Source organism: Sinorhizobium fredii USDA 257 (genome assembly GCF_000265205.3).
GTDB lineage: Bacteria > Pseudomonadota > Alphaproteobacteria > Rhizobiales > Rhizobiaceae > Sinorhizobium > Sinorhizobium fredii_B.
Map to the genome: position 1 here is coordinate 2006753 of NC_018000.1, position 14320 is coordinate 2021072.

The window sequence follows — 14320 nt, forward strand, 5'->3', positions numbered from 1 at the left end:
ATCCATGGCACATTCAACGCAAACACTTGAAAAGGGGGCGGCCAAGGCCGCTCCCGCTGCAGCGGTGTACTCGGTCCGCCGCCCTCGCTCGGCGACCGCTAAGAAGATGTTTCCCTATCTTCTTGTCGGACCCGCGGTCCTGTACCTGCTTGCGATCACGCTCTACCCTGGCCTGTTCGCTATGTATCAGAGCCTTTTCGTCGTCAAGTTCGTGAACTGGTCGTGGGCCGGCCTCGGGAACTACACGCGCATCATCCAGGATCGGGAATTCTGGGCTGCACTCGGCAACACTGCGATTATAGGCGGCCTGTCGTTGTCCCTCCAGACAATCATAGCAATGACAGTTGCGTTCTTTTGCTACCGCGATCCATTTGTACGTGGCTGGCGGATCGTCTTCCTGATGCCCATGCTGTTCATGCCGTCTGCGGTAGCATTCATCTGGAAGCTCGCCTTCAACGACGGCCGCGTGATTTCCGATCTGCTAATGTCGGTCGGATTGGCGTCGAACAATGTCGATTGGCTGTCGTCCGTATGGCTGGCGCGGCTGACCCTCATTGTTGCCGATGTCTGGCAGTGGACTCCCTTCCTCTTCATCATCTTTGTCGGTGCCCTCCAGGGGCAGGACGAGGAAATTGAAGAAGCCGCTCGGCTCGATGGGGCAAGCTGGTCGAGCATCTTCTGGAACATCTCGCTTCCGATGATGCGGCCGATCATCGTCGTCGCGGTAACGCTGCGAGGCATCGATATCACGACAATGTTCACCAATGTCTACATTATGACCCAGGGCACACCTGGCGGCGCGACAGAGACAATGAGCTACTTCATCTATCGCCAGGGCTTCCGGATGTTCAACTTCGGTTATGCATCCGCCGCCTCTGTCCTGATGCTCCTCATCACGATTGTCATCGCCCAAACGATCGTCAAGCGTGCATTCAAGTCAGGAAAGTCGTGACATGGCCAGCATTCGCAAATCCGGTGGTGACAACCTTCTTGTCCGCTACATCATCCTCGTCAGTTGGGCGTTGGTCTGCGTGGTGCCAATCCTGTGGTTCCTGACGATCGGCTTCCGCCCGCGCACCGAGATCATTGTTCCAGAACCCATCTATTGGCCGACCTGGAGCCTGGATGCATGGCGCCTGCTTGTAAGCGATTGGCCCATCGCGCTCTACCTACGAAACTCGATTCTGGCTGTAGCCGGGTCCGTCGTCATCGACCTTGTTCTTGCGATCCCCGCAGCCTTTGCGCTTGCTCGATACGAGTTCAAGGGCCGCGAAGACATCGGCTTCTATATCCTTTCCACGCGGATGATGGCCCCGGCGATCGTCGCTGTGCCGATCTTCTTCCTGTTCAAGAACATCGGCCTGCTCGACTCCGTCTGGGCGCTCATGCTCATCTACGCGGCCATCAATCTCAGCCTCGTGACCTGGATCATCCGTAGCTACATGCTGGATATCCCGAAGGAGCTCGAGGACGCGGCGCGGACCGACGGCGCAGGCGACCTGACCATTCTGTGGGAAATCATGATCCCGGCCTGTCTGCCCGGCATCATTACAGCGGCGGTCATCGCGGCCATTTTCGCCATCAATGAGTTTCTCTTCACACTCCTCATCGCCTCGACGTCGAAAGCCTACACGATGTCGGTTGCGCTCGCCAACTTCACCGGCGGCTCCGATGGGGTGATCTACAACGCAATCGCACTTGTCTCGTTCATCGCCTTCGCGCCGATCCTGATCCTCGTGATCCTGATCCAGAAGCATCTTTCGCGCGGGCTGACGATGGGTGCCGTGAAAGGATAAACCATGGCTTCCATTCTACTCAAGAACGTCGTCAAGAGCTTCGGCTCGTTCGTCGGCGTACAGGACATGAACCTCGACGTTGTCGACGAAGAGTTCCTGGTACTTCTGGGCCCATCTGGTTGCGGAAAAACGACGACCATGCGGATGATTGCTGGCCTTGAACACCCGACGGAAGGCGAGATCCACATCGGCGGCGAGTTGATGAACGAAATCGACGCCCGTGACAGGGACGTGGCCATGGTTTTTCAGGGATATGCCCTTTATCCGAACATGTCGATCTACGAGAACATCCGCTTCCCGCTGAGGATGCGTCAGGTGCCGAAGGCAAAGCATGATGACCTCATCCGGCGCGCGGCGGAGATGGTCGAATTGGGTCCTTTCCTGGATCGCAAACCTGGCGCCCTCTCAGGGGGACAGCGCCAGCGTGCGGCACTCGCGCGTGCAATCGTGCGTCACCCGCAGGTATTCCTCATGGACGAGCCTTTGTCCAATCTGGACGCGAAGCTTCGTGCCAGCATGCGCGTACAGATCAAGCATATGCAACGCGAACTGAGGGTGACCACTGTGTACGTGACCCACGACCAGATCGAGGCGATGACGCTGGCAGATCGCATCGTGATCATGAACAAGGGCGTCATCCAGCAAATCGGGGCGCCGGACGACATCTATTCGAACCCGGCCAACACCTTCGTGGCCGGCTTTATCGGCTCGCCGCCGATGAACCTCATCCCCGGCACGGCACAAAACGGCACCTTCTCAGCCGCGGGCGTTAGGGTTCCTTGCCCTGCAAGTCTCTCCGGAAACATCACGCTTGGCGTCCGTCCGGAGGACTGTCAGGTTGGCGGAGACAACCTTCAGGGGCAGGTCTACGGGGTGGAGCCCACGGGCGACATCACCTACCTCACAGTACGCACGGGAAACAAGAACATCGAGATCAAGACGGGGCGTGAATTCCGCGCCCCAATCGACAGCGCCATTGCCGTGGGTTTTGACACAAGTCGCCTCTACTTCTTCGGCGAAGACGGCAATCGAGTTGGGGTGAATTGATGTCGACGACATTCGATCTCAGCTGCGTAGGCTTCTACACCTTCGACGCCCTCTGCCGGCCGGTAGCCAACATACCGCGGGGTGGCCAGACATATTTCGTGGAGGACTATACACTTGCGGTCTCGGGCGCGGCGGGATCTGCCGCCATCGTCGCCGCCAAATACGGCCTGCGCGTACAGGCGGTCGGAGGTGTCGGGTACGACGACATGGGAGATTGGGTCCGCATGAAGCTCAGCTCATACGGGGTGGACATACGTATGATGCAGCGCTGCGAGGGCTTCTCGACCTCTTCCTCGATCGTGACCACGCGTCCGGACGGCACGCGGCCGGCCCTGCACAAACGGGGCGCCACGGACGCATTCTACGTATCAGATTCAGACATCGATGGATTGCTCGACACGAAAATCCTGCATATCGGCGGCGTTGGCCTCATGAATCGCATGGATGACACCGGCAGGACGGCGGAACTGATGTCAGAGGCGCGCCGTCGGGGCGTGATCACCACTCTTGACGTTTTCGCTTCGACGCCGGAAGACCTTCCGAAGGTCGAGGCTCTTCTTCCCCACACCGACTATTTCCTTCCATCCGAAGAGGAGGCCAAGGCGCTATCCGGATTGAGGGAGAACCGCGACCTTGCCCGCTTCCTGCTGAGCAGGGGCGCCGGGTGCGTCATCCTGACACTTGGTGCCGATGGCGCCTATTATGTCGACCAGACGGGCCTGGAGTTCCATTCTCCAGCCTTCCAGGTTGAGGTAAAATGTACCTGCGGATGTGGAGATTGCTTCAATGGTGGATTTGCCACTGGCCTCGTCAAGGGCCTTTCTCCCTATTTCGCGGTCGAGCTCGGCCAAGCGTCTTCGGCGCTTAACGCGACTGGTCTCGGAAGCCAGGCGGGCGTTGCAAGTTACGAGGCGACCCGACGATTTATAGAGTCCACTCCGAGACGCGGAGGAGCTATGTTGGCGGAAGCCGGCGTAGCGAAAGCGATGCAGTAGTGTCATGGGGGTAGGTCATGGGCGTGCGGCCACAATTCGCTCCAGACGCAGCGCAACTGAAGGACGTGCTGCGTGGATTGCGATATGCTTTGAGGAGAGGATGTGACGCCGTGCAGGAGACGGCGCCGACCAAGCTTCCTCCCCCTGCTTCCAGGATCGCGTTGACAGCACTCCGGGAAATGGGCCTGCTTGCTCGCAGCGTCGACCAGATGGTAAGCAGCGTCGTACATACGGTTTTCGGCGAGGTGACGCTTGGATCTCACAAGCTCCAGGACATGATGGCGCCTGGTGGGCAATCGGAGGAATTCTCCGCTGTATTCTACGAGACGATGAAAATCGTCCTCAGCCAGCTGGGCGCCAGCAGGGCGTTGGTCAGCCAGAGCGCCGGGCGAAAGGCCTTTGGCCAGGTCACGTCTCGCGATGCACCCGAGACTTTCGCCGCGCAACTAGCCCTCCAGCTTCTAAGGGAAGAGCCTATCAGGATCGACTATCTGGACGCCCATTCCCCCGTCTCGAAGGAAGCCGTCGCGCAGGTGGCCGTCTTCTCCGTCTTGCTGTACCTGCTGTCGGACCGCGACAACGGAGATTACGCGAAGATGATTCAGGCCGCGACCAATCTAGCGACTGCGCTTCAGGACGAGATTTCACAAGCCTTCCGGACGCAGAACGTCGCCGTGCTGTCTTCACTTTTTGGGAGGTACGCGGCCCATGTTTGATCTTTCCCAGTTGATCTCGCATCTGCCGCCGACGAACAAGCCCCTGCGGATCGCTGCGAGACAGCTCCACTGGTTCAGAACGGCGTTCGAAGCGCATGCGAAATTGTGCGGTGAGCTCATGGGATGTCGCTTTCAGATCGACGAGCTGAAACTTGCGCGTGCCTTTGTCCGTTGCCTGAAAAACATAGAGCAACAAAGGCCGGCTAAGAAAACCGAACGCCGCGAGTTCTTCGAATTTGCTCCGTCGCTGATGTTGAGCGAACTCATAGCCGAGATGCCCCTCGTTGCGACCACGCCTCGACAGCAGGCCGCTCACGGATCTGCCGCCGAGTTTTGGCCCGAAGGCTATGTCGCCACGACGTTCTGCCTCACGGTATACGCAGCGACAATCGATCAGGAATTCCACGCGGAGATCGAGATAGACCAGGTAATCGATGACCTGCGAAGTTGGTGGTCTTTCCGAGAGAACGCCAACGAGGATACAAGCTATGCGGCTGGTTTCCTCCAGAAGGTGCTTGGCAACAAGCCAAACTGGGCGATGCCGGCAAACTTCGCGGCCCGCCGCCGAAGTCCGCTGTGAAGATTTGACGGCTGTTGCAGAGCAGATCGTTCTGTTCGCGTACTGTCCACTGGCCGGCGAAGTCAAATCCGATCTTCAACCAGGGCATTCGGAGCCTGCGATGGTCGCCCGACTGTATTGAATAATGATCGGAAGCTCCCGACGGAGATTCTTCCTGCAGCCGGCCAGCGCTCGTGGTAGCGATTGGCGCACAGCTGCCGCCGACGCTCCGTTTCAACGCCGACCCAACGAAGACGCATACATGCGACCGTCCTTCGTGCCTTCTAGCTATACCGTGGACATGCTGCGAGCGTGACACGTTTGCAGAGTGGCGTCGATTTCATACTGCTGGCGGGTGACATCCCACCCAAGGATTTCGGCGGCGATCTCCGCCGCCTCCGTGATTACCGCAACGGAAAGGCGGCCGGAGAGGGCGATGTCGGTGCGGCGGAACAGGAGGTCGGTGAGTCGGCCCACGCATTCGTTCCGGCAGATCCAGGCGAGCTCAACCCGGCCGTAGGCGGGCAGCGACCGCAGTGGACGGTCTCCGTTCGCTCCCACCGCCTCCGCCACCAGCCGGGCGCGGGTGCCGTAACGGCGCAGCAGGTCGGCCGCGGCCTCGCGCGAGCGTGTGCTTTGCGAGAGCGCGTCGACGAAGCCCCGGGCAGCATCCGCGTCGCCGGGATAGTCGCGTCCGCCGCCTATCGGCATTTCCCGTGTCGACGCACGACGTCTGCGGCCGAGAAGGCCGAGCACGAGGTCGGCGGCCTCCTCCGAAAAGCCGCGATAGGTGGTCCACTTGCCGCCGATCAATGAAATGAGCGGGGTGCGGCCGTCCGGCATCACGTCGCGCACGATCGTATGGTCGCGGCTGACGGCACCCGGGTCGAGGCCCTCGCTCCGCGGCAGCGGGCGGACGCCACAATAGGCCATGATGATCTCCTCCGGCCGAATCTCGATGTTGGGGAAGACCGCGCGCGTCACCGACGAGAGATAGCGACGCTCCTCCGCGTCGCAGACGGAGCTGTCCGGATCGTCGACGGGAATGTCGGTAGAGCCGATGAGTACATTTCCCATGAAGGGATAAAGCAAGTTGACGCGGCCGTCGGCCGTGCCGAAATAGACCATCCGGCCGCTGAGCGCCCTGTGGAGCCTCTCATTGCGGACGATCAGGTGCGAGCCCTTGTTGCCGCCCATGTGCCGCGTCTCGATGCCGAGCGCCCGATTGACCGCGTCAATCCACGCGCCGCCGGCATTAACGACGACGTCGGCTGTAACCGTCGCCCTTTCGCCTGTGAGCGCGTCGGCGAGCACGACGCCGCCCCGGCCGTCACCCGAAGCGGCGACGTGGTTGAGCGCGACTGCCTGCGGGCTATCGCCCATGCCGTCGATGAGGAGTTCCAGGCCGAGCCGCTCGGCATGGGTGATGCGGCCCTCGTAATAGATGCCGGCGGCAACGATATCTTTGGTGAGTTCCGGCATCGCCACACGTATCGCGCGCTTCAGCCGCATTCGGTGGTTGGGCATGGTGCGGAAGTGCCGGCCGAACAGATCGTAGAGGAGCAGTCCGATTTCGGTGATAACCGCACCCCGGTCGTTGAGCTTCGCCTTCAAGCCGAAGAAGCGCTTGACCGAAGGCACGATGCCGCCGAACCAGGACCGGACGGGCAGCACCGTCTCGAGCGGCTTAACGTAATGCGGCGCGTTCTTCAGGAGCAGGTTGCGCTCCATCGCCGACTGGCGTACCAGGCGGACCTCCCCCGTCTCCAGATATTTTATCCCGCCGTGGATGAGTCGTGAGGGCGCCGCGCTCGCGCCGGAACAGAAGTCGCCCTTGTCGACCAGCAGGCAATCAACGCCTTGCGCCGAAAGGTCGCGGAACAGGCCGCAGCCGTTGATGCCGCCACCTATGATGACGATGGGATAATGCGCCTTCAGCGCGCCGAGGCGCCCTGCCATTGTCGCTCCGAACGTCATGCGTTGATGACAGCGACCTTCACGGCGCTGCCCCCCTCGGCTGTCTGAAGCGCAATGCCGATGTCCTTGAGCTCGAAGCGGTGGGTCAGCATCGAATCGACCTCGACGCGGCCGGAGGCAATCATGTCGAGCGACTTCTCAAACTGCAGGCGGTTCAGCCCGAAGGAGCCGGTGACGAGCAGCTCGTTGTAGTGGATGAGATTTACGTCCATCGTCGCCATTTCGGCGGAGGAGAAGCCGGCAAAGAGGCTCACACTGCCCCGGTGGCGCACGAGCGAGAGGGCGTCGTTAACCAGTTTCGCAACTCCGATCGCGACGATCAGCTTGTCGGCGCCGAGCCCGTTCGTGCTTGCGTGCACGATCGCCCGCAGATCCTCGTTGACAGGATCGATCGCGATGTCGGCGCCGGCGGAGATCGCCGCCTCACGGCGCGATGCGCTCGGCTCGCTGACGATGATCCGATGGGCGCCGGACAGGCGCGCGAGCTTGATGTGAAGCAGGCCGATCGGGCCGGAGCCGAGGACGACCACAGTGTCGCCCACGTCGATGCCGATCTTCTCTTGGCCGTTCAAAACGCAGGAGAGCGGCTCGACGAGGGCCGCCGTCTCCCAGCTCACGTTCTCGGGGATGTGGAAGACGTTGCGCGCCTGGATAGCGCGAGCTGGAATGCGGATGTACTCGGCAAACGCACCGTCGAGCTCGTAGCCGATCGCCGTCAGGTTCTGGCAGATGTTCTCGTAGCCGCGCTTGCAATAGTCGCAGTAGCCGCAGGGTATGGCCGGACAGACGGCGACCGCCGCGCCGCAGGAAAAGCCGCCGTTGCCGCCGGTGTCGACGATCTCGCCGGCGAATTCGTGGCCGATTATCGAGGGATACCGAATGCCGGCGGTTTTGCGGCCGCGGAAGATGCGGATGTCGGTGCCGCAGACTGTGGCCGCGCGCACGCGGATGAGAAGGTCGCCCGCCGCCAGCACAGGGTCGGGCACGATTTCGAACGATAGGTCATTCGGTGCTCTGAGCAAGCCAGCCTTCATCGGCATCTCCTTAACTGATGCACACATGTACGTTGCTGTGAACAAATATGCAAGCCCACAATCGCTTAACCCGCTCTAAGCCGAAGCTTGCCCGACTTTCATCCACCCCACCGACGTGCTTTTTCAGTTCGATAACAGCCGCATATGCGCGATCGTCGCGCGATCTCCAAAAGTGGTTGACATCAACATAAAATATCGCACATTGTATTTTGTGCATTTATAAATGTTCGACATTGACGAGAGGGCGGGCGAGGCGAAGGGCTTGCGGCCGCGCCCGCGGCGAAATCTCGGAGACCGCCGCCGGCGCGAGGCTGCCGCCCGACATAGTTTTCAACTGGGAGGTAAAAATGAAACTGTCCAAACTTCTGACGACCGCAGGCATCATATCGATGGTGGCCGCTCTCAGCGCGACCGCCCAGAGTCAGCAGGACCTGATTAAGCCGATCGGCAAGGAGCTGACGGTCGTCTTCATACCCAAGGTCATCCATCCCTGGTACGAGGTCGTAGCAGAAGGCAGCAAGTTTGCCGCCGAGGAACTGGCAAAATCGGGCATTAAGGTCAACGTCATCTGGGACCAGCCGCCCCAGGCCGACGTCGCCGACCAGAACCAGCGCATCGAGACTAATATCGGTCGCAAGCCGGACGGGCTCGCCGTCGCCTGCCTCGACCGCGCCACCAACGTGCAGCTTCTCACTGAGGCGCGCGAGGCTGGCATCAACGTCATCACGTTCAACTCGTTCTGCGACGAGAAATTCCCCTTCGTCGGCCCGAAAAGCAGCTATCAGGACGGCCACGACCTCGGCGAGTTCCTGGCCACGCACCTGAACGGCAAAGGCAAGGTTGGCATCCTCTCTGGCAGCCTCACGGCCTCCGACCACGTCGAGCGCATCCAGGGTTTCAAGAAGGCGCTGGAAAGCTATCCGGACATTACCATCGCGTTCGAGCAGCCAGACAACGACGTCCTGGAGGAAGCCGTCACGCTCACGGAGAACGCGCTGCAGGCGAATCCCGACATCGCCGGTATCTTCGGCTCCAATGCCTCCAACCCGATTGGCGCTGCGCGGGCGGTCAAGAACGCGGGACTCGTCGGCAAGGTGGCGATCGTCGGCATGGACGATCTGCCTGAGGCGGTCGATTCGGTCTGCGACGGCACGATTACGGCGCTAAAGGCGCAGCGCCAATGGGACATGGGCTACTGGGCGGTGAAGTACCTCGTCGCCATGAATGAGAACCATACGACACCCTTTTTCCACGACACCGGTTCGCGTTTCATCACCAAGGAAGACTGCAAATAACCCTTAACAGGGCGGGGCGCGTAACGACGTGCCCCGTTCCGGAGACGCCGGCCATGACGCAATACATCTTCGAAGCCCGTGATATCGCCAAGTCCTACGGCGTTGTTCATGCCCTCAAGGGTGTCTCGATTGGCATTCACGCAGGCGAGGTCCACGCGATCATCGGCGAGAACGGAGCGGGCAAGAGCACCCTCATGAGCATCTTCTGCGGCAGGATAAGGCCAACCTCCGGGACGCTCTACCGCACCGGCGAACAAGTCTCCTTCGCCCGCCCGCTCGACGCCCAGAAGGCCGGTATCGGCATAGCCCCGCAGGAAATCAACCTCGTGCAGGAGCTCACTGTCGCGGAGAACATCATGCTCGGCGCCTACGAGACTGCGGGGATCGCGATCGACTGGCGGAAGACGCGGCAGAAGGCGCTTCGCCACCTCCTCGAGATTGATGACTCAATCGACCCGCGCAGCAAGGCCTGCCGGCTGAGCAAGGCGCAGCAGCAGCTCGTGCAGCTCGCCCGCGCCGCCGCGAGACGGGCGCGCATTCTCATCCTCGACGAGCCGACGGCGGCCCTCACCTCGCACGAGACGGAAAAGCTCTTCAGCTACGTACGGCGCTTCCGCGCTGAGGGCGGCGCGGTCTTCTACATTTCCCACCGCCTCGGAGAGATCCTCGAACTTGCCGACCGCATCACGGTGCTGCGCGACGGCGCCTATGTCATCGAGCTCGATCCGAAGACCACCACCAAGGACGAAATGGTGCGCCAAATGGCGGGACGCGTCGTCGGGCGCGGCAATCCCGCCCCGCATATTGGCCTCGAGAAGCGCGACGTTGTGCTAAAGGTCGACAATCTCACCCGCCATGGCGAGTTCGAGAACGTCAGCTTCGAACTCCACCGCGGCGAGATCCTCGGCGTTTCCGGCCTCATCGGCGCGGGGCGCACGGAGGTCGCCAAGTGCATCTTCGGCCTCACCCAGGCCGACATCGGCACCGTCGAGCTGTTCGGCGAGCGCCTCGACGCGCGCAGGAGCCCGCTCGACTGCATCGCCAGGGGCCTCGTCTACCTGCCGGAGGAGCGCAAGCAGGAAGGCATTTTCCCGCTGCTCAGCATCGCGGAAAACATGACCCTGCCCTCACTTGACCGCTTCAGCGGTCTGCTGCGCATGCGTAACGCTGACATGTTGCGCGAGGTCGACGGCTTCGTCGAGCGCCTACGCATCAAGCTCGGCGCGCCCGCCGACCCGATCACCAGCCTAAGCGGCGGCAACCAGCAGAAGGTGATCATCGGCCGCTGGCTGATGCGCAACGCCGGCGTCCTCATCATGGACGAACCCACACGCGGCATCGACGTCGCCGCGAAATTCGAGATCCAGAACGAGCTGCGTCGCTTCACCGACCGGGAAGGGCTGTCGATCGTCTTCATCTCCTCGGAACTGGACGAAGTACTCGACGTTTCGGATCGCATCGTCGTGATGCACGAAGGCAAGGTGAAGGGAATCCCCACCGCCTCCGCGGCCACGCAGGAATCGCTTCTACAGCTTGCCATGAGCTAGGCATCGGAAGGGCCAAGATATGACACACGACATCACCGTTTCCTCTGCCCAGGTTCAGCCCAAGCGCGCCGGCCTCCTCACGCGGTTCTGGCAATGGGAGGCGAGCGGCATCCTAGTCGCACTGATCGCCTTGATGGTCGTCCTCTCGCTGGCGACCGACAACTTTCTTTCGACCTATAACATGTCGGTCGTCGCACGGCAGGCGGCCTTCGTCGGTCTGGTCGCGCTCGGCCAGACGCTCGTGCTGCTCGTCGGCGGCATCGACCTTTCGGTGGGCGCGACGGCGGGCCTTTCGGCAATCGTGGGCTCGCTGCTGCTGACCGTGTTCGGCGTGCATGCCTACATGGTCATTCCGCTGACCATGACCTTCGGCCTCTGCCTCGGCTTCATCAACGGATTCTTCGTGGCGGGGCTGCGCCTCAACCCCTTCATCGTCACGCTCGCCACCTGGGAAATCTTCGCGGGCCTCACCATGGTCATCACTAAGGGCTATCCGATCCGGCCGCTCGGAGAGAACTTTGGCGTCTTCGGCAAGGGCGAGATCCTGTCCGTGCCGATCCCGGTCCTCATCTTCCTCCTTTCCGGCGGCGGTTTGATCTGGCTTTTGACGCAGACGCGCTTCGGCCGCAACATCTTCGCCGCAGGCGGCAATCGCGATGCGGCCGTCCTCGTCGGGATCCGCGTCAAGTTCGTGGAATTCGTCGTCTTCGGCCTTGCCGGCATGTTCGCCGCGCTCGCCGGCATCCTGTTCGCGAGCCGCATGGACGCGGGCCAGCCCTCGGTCGGTGAGGGGTGGCTGATGGGCGCGATCACCGCGGCGATCCTCGGTGGAACCAGCCTGCGCGGCGGCCAGGGCTCGATCGTCGGCACGATGCTCGGCGCAATGCTGCTCACCGTACTCGCCAACGGCACCGTTCTGCTCAACGTATCCGGCTTCTGGCAGCGCGTGATTGTCGGCGGCGTCGTGCTAATCGCCGTACTGGTCGATCTCTTCCGCCGCCGCAACTGAGCGCGATCACACTTGCAGCAATCGCCGGTTCCGTCCTTTATACGCAGCCTAGATCAAACTGACGAGAGAGTGCGAGAGTGTCTGACTTGAACGAGGATCTGCGGACCCGAGCCGCCTGGCTATACTACAAGGAGGGCCTGACACAGGATCAGGTCGCCCAGGAGCTCGGCATGACGCGCACGCGCGTGCTGCGCATGCTGTCCGCCGCGCGTCTTGACGGCACGGTGCAGATCCGCGTCCTCTCCAAGCACAGCCATTGCGTCAAGCTGGAGCGGGAGCTGGAGCGCAAGTTCAAGGTCGAGCGCGCCATCATCGTGCCGATGCCGCAGAAGCCAGACATGGTGCCGGAGATCATCGGCACCGTGCTCGGTGAGTACCTGACCGACCTGCTCAGCGAGAACATGACGGTCGGCCTCGGCTGGGGAAAGACGCTGAGCTCCTGCTTGCCGTCGATCCCGCAGCAGCAGCATGCCGGCGTTTCGGTGGTGTCGCTGCTCGGCGGCCTCACCAAGGTGAGCTCCTTCAACCCCTCGGAATTCGCCTGGCGGCTCGGCGACCGGCTTTCAGCCGAAAGCTTCCTGATCGCCGCCCCCGTTTTCGCGCCGGACGAGCGGACGCGCGACGCGCTTCTCAACCATCCGGGTATCCGCGAGGTCTTCCGCCGTTCGGAGAACCTGGACATCGCCATTGTCAGCGTGGGCGACCTCTCGCCTTCCTCCACCTTCGCAAGCTACGGCCTCCTCGAAAAGGAGGAGATGGTCTCGTTGCAACGGGCCGGTGCCATCGGTGACATTCTGTGCCGCTTCATCGATGTGGAGGGCCGTGTCATTGACCATGATGTCAACCGGCGCGTGGTCGCGGTCGACCCGCATTCCTTGCGCTCTGCGCGCAAGATCGTGTTGGCATCGGGCGGCTGGCACAAACTTGCGGTCTTCCGCGCTGCCATGAAACTTCTGTCCCCTCATGTGATCTTAACGGACGAGCAGGTCGGGGAGAGCTTGCTGGACAGCTGAGGCGATTCCGGGAGGAACGCGAGACATTGCATGTGACGGTGCGGCGGTCGAGTTGGGCCGGCGTGGCGGAGCCTTGTTGACATCTATCGGCGTCGTTCGCGCGAATGCGCCAGGTCGGGAGGACCACGGAATGCAGTACGACTATACCTCAATCGGCTTCTACACATTCGATTGCCTCGGCCGGCCGGTCACGGCAATCGCGCCGGGAGGCAACACCTATTTCATCGATGAAGTGACGATGGCCGTGTCCGGGGCGGCGGGGGCGGCGGCCATCGTCGCGGCGAAATACGGCATGAGGGTTTGCGCTGTCGGCGGAATCGGCGACGACCTGATGGGTGAATGGGTCATCCGCCGGCTGGGCGAGTTCGGCATCGACACGTCGATGATGCAGCTCTGCCCCGGTGTCGGCACCTCCTCCTCCATCGTCACGACCCGGCCGGACGGCCAGCGGCCAGCGCTGCACATGCGGGGTGCCACCGGCGCCTTCGTGATCGATGAGAAGGACTATGACAGGATCCTCGATGCGAAGATCATCCACATTGGCGGCACCGGACTCATGGATAGGATGGACGGCGAGCGCAGCTTCCGCCTCATGGCCGAGGCCAAGCGCCGGAACCTTATCACCACGCTCGACGTCTTCGCTGCTGACCGCAAGGACATGGAAAACGTCGCCGGCCTGCTGCCCTATACCGACTATTTCATCCCCTCCATCGAGGAAGCGCGAGCGCTGTCGGGTCTTCAAATGAAGGAGGACATCGGCATCTATTTCAACGACCTCGGCGTGCAGTGCACGATCATGACCATGGGCGAGGCCGGCGCCTACTACCATCATGCCGACGGAACCCGTTTCCACATGCCGGCCTTCGAAATCGACGTCGTCTGCACCTGTGGCTGCGGGGACGCGTTCAACGCCGGCTTCGCCGCCGGCTTGCTCGAGGGTTACGGCCCGGAGGAGGCGACGCGGCTGGCGCAAGCCTCCTCCGCCCTCAACGCGACCGGCCTCGGCAGCCAGGCCGGCATCGTCGACCTCGAAACCACGCTCGCCTTCATCGAGGGCGCGCGCACCAAGGCGGTCGTCCAGCAGGCCTGATCCTCCTCTCACTTGGGCCGGCGATCAGCATCGGCACGAGCGTTGCAAGCACAAAACCAGCCGGAAGCACCATGGTACTCTCCTTCATCACCGGCGCGCAGAGAAGTTGCACGCGCCGTGTCCGAAAGCAACGCCGAGGCCGCTGGCGAGGATACGAGCGATCCCAGCCACACCGGCTTGTGCATTCCTTTGCCCATGTTGGCCGCTCGTATTTCCTACAATTTCGCTGCCGGAACGCTGCC

At 61.8% G+C, this 14320-nt stretch carries 13 protein-coding genes; 11 read left to right on the plus strand and 2 right to left on the minus strand.

Annotated features, from left to right (window positions below):
* Nucleotides 1-4 precede the first annotated feature (4 nt).
* From USDA257_RS35940 to USDA257_RS09250, 6 genes are all read left to right on the plus strand, one after another.
* Nucleotides 5-952, plus strand: coding sequence for a carbohydrate ABC transporter permease (locus tag USDA257_RS35940; protein WP_014762655.1), 948 nt, complete (start codon nt 5-7; stop codon nt 950-952).
* Between the two features lies 1 nt (nt 953).
* Nucleotides 954-1796: a carbohydrate ABC transporter permease gene (locus tag USDA257_RS09230; protein WP_014762656.1), complete on the plus strand. Its 843-nt coding sequence runs from the start codon at nt 954-956 to the stop codon at nt 1794-1796.
* 3 nt (nt 1797-1799) lie between these two features.
* Nucleotides 1800-2843: an ABC transporter ATP-binding protein gene (locus USDA257_RS09235; protein ID WP_014762657.1), complete on the plus strand. Its 1044-nt coding sequence runs from the start codon at nt 1800-1802 to the stop codon at nt 2841-2843.
* Entirely contained in the window at nt 2843-3838 is a 996-nt protein-coding gene (locus USDA257_RS09240) for a carbohydrate kinase family protein (protein ID WP_014762658.1), read from the plus strand. Before USDA257_RS09235 ends, USDA257_RS09240 begins: the two co-directional genes overlap by 1 nt.
* 110 nt (nt 3839-3948) lie before the next feature.
* Nucleotides 3949-4554, plus strand: a complete 606-nt coding sequence (locus USDA257_RS09245; RefSeq protein ID WP_223843408.1) for a hypothetical protein — start codon at nt 3949-3951, stop codon at nt 4552-4554.
* A complete protein-coding gene (locus USDA257_RS09250; protein ID WP_041414038.1) occupies nt 4547-5134 on the plus strand; it encodes a hypothetical protein in 588 nt (195 codons plus the stop codon). The genes USDA257_RS09245 and USDA257_RS09250 overlap by 8 nt, the downstream gene beginning before the upstream one ends.
* Nucleotides 5135-5401: 267 nt before the next feature.
* Here the strand turns inward: USDA257_RS09250 and USDA257_RS09255 are convergent, their stop codons facing one another.
* Together USDA257_RS09255 and USDA257_RS09260 are read right to left on the minus strand one after the other, a co-directional pair.
* Nucleotides 5402-7072, minus strand: a complete 1671-nt coding sequence (locus USDA257_RS09255; RefSeq protein WP_014762661.1) for a glycerol-3-phosphate dehydrogenase/oxidase — start codon at nt 7070-7072, stop codon at nt 5402-5404.
* A 14-nt stretch (nt 7073-7086) separates the two neighbouring features.
* The gene (locus USDA257_RS09260; protein WP_014762662.1) at nt 7087-8124 is read right to left on the minus strand and encodes a zinc-dependent dehydrogenase; all 1038 of its coding nucleotides are present in this window, start codon (nt 8122-8124) and stop codon (nt 7087-7089) included.
* A gap of 347 nt (nt 8125-8471) precedes the next feature.
* Between USDA257_RS09260 and USDA257_RS09265 the strand changes: the two genes are divergently transcribed.
* The 5 genes from USDA257_RS09265 to USDA257_RS09285 all read left to right on the plus strand — a co-directional run bounded on the left by USDA257_RS09265 (nt 8472) and on the right by USDA257_RS09285 (nt 14078).
* Nucleotides 8472-9419 carry a substrate-binding domain-containing protein gene (locus USDA257_RS09265; RefSeq protein WP_014762664.1) on the plus strand — a complete coding sequence of 316 codons (948 nt, stop codon included), beginning with the start codon at nt 8472-8474 and terminating at the stop codon, nt 9417-9419.
* A 53-nt stretch (nt 9420-9472) separates the two neighbouring features.
* Nucleotides 9473-10966, plus strand: coding sequence for a sugar ABC transporter ATP-binding protein (locus tag USDA257_RS09270; RefSeq protein WP_014762665.1), 1494 nt, complete (start codon nt 9473-9475; stop codon nt 10964-10966).
* A 19-nt stretch (nt 10967-10985) separates the two neighbouring features.
* On the plus strand, nt 10986-11975 hold the full coding sequence (locus USDA257_RS09275) for an ABC transporter permease (RefSeq protein WP_014762666.1): 990 nt from the start codon (nt 10986-10988) through the stop codon (nt 11973-11975).
* Nucleotides 11976-12052: 77 nt separating this feature from the next.
* Nucleotides 12053-12988: a sugar-binding transcriptional regulator gene (locus USDA257_RS09280; protein WP_014762667.1), complete on the plus strand. Its 936-nt coding sequence runs from the start codon at nt 12053-12055 to the stop codon at nt 12986-12988.
* A gap of 130 nt (nt 12989-13118) precedes the next feature.
* On the plus strand, nt 13119-14078 hold the full coding sequence (locus USDA257_RS09285; RefSeq protein WP_014762668.1) for a carbohydrate kinase family protein: 960 nt from the start codon (nt 13119-13121) through the stop codon (nt 14076-14078).
* The last annotated feature ends 242 nt before the right edge of the window (nt 14079-14320 follow it).

Coding starts and splice junctions, on each gene's coding strand:
- USDA257_RS35940 (WP_014762655.1), top strand. CDS start 5: ATGGCACATTCAACGCAAACACTTGAAAAGGGGGCGGCCAAGGCCGCT.
- USDA257_RS09230 (WP_014762656.1), top strand. CDS start 954: ATGGCCAGCATTCGCAAATCCGGTGGTGACAACCTTCTTGTCCGCTAC.
- USDA257_RS09235 (WP_014762657.1), top strand. CDS start 1,800: ATGGCTTCCATTCTACTCAAGAACGTCGTCAAGAGCTTCGGCTCGTTC.
- USDA257_RS09240 (WP_014762658.1), top strand. CDS start 2,843: ATGTCGACGACATTCGATCTCAGCTGCGTAGGCTTCTACACCTTCGAC.
- USDA257_RS09250 (WP_041414038.1), top strand. CDS start 4,547: ATGTTTGATCTTTCCCAGTTGATCTCGCATCTGCCGCCGACGAACAAG.
- USDA257_RS09255 (WP_014762661.1), bottom strand. CDS start 7,072: ATGGCAGGGCGCCTCGGCGCGCTGAAGGCGCATTATCCCATCGTCATC.
- USDA257_RS09260 (WP_014762662.1), bottom strand. CDS start 8,124: ATGAAGGCTGGCTTGCTCAGAGCACCGAATGACCTATCGTTCGAAATC.
- USDA257_RS09265 (WP_014762664.1), top strand. CDS start 8,472: ATGAAACTGTCCAAACTTCTGACGACCGCAGGCATCATATCGATGGTG.
- USDA257_RS09270 (WP_014762665.1), top strand. CDS start 9,473: ATGACGCAATACATCTTCGAAGCCCGTGATATCGCCAAGTCCTACGGC.
- USDA257_RS09275 (WP_014762666.1), top strand. CDS start 10,986: ATGACACACGACATCACCGTTTCCTCTGCCCAGGTTCAGCCCAAGCGC.
- USDA257_RS09285 (WP_014762668.1), top strand. CDS start 13,119: ATGCAGTACGACTATACCTCAATCGGCTTCTACACATTCGATTGCCTC.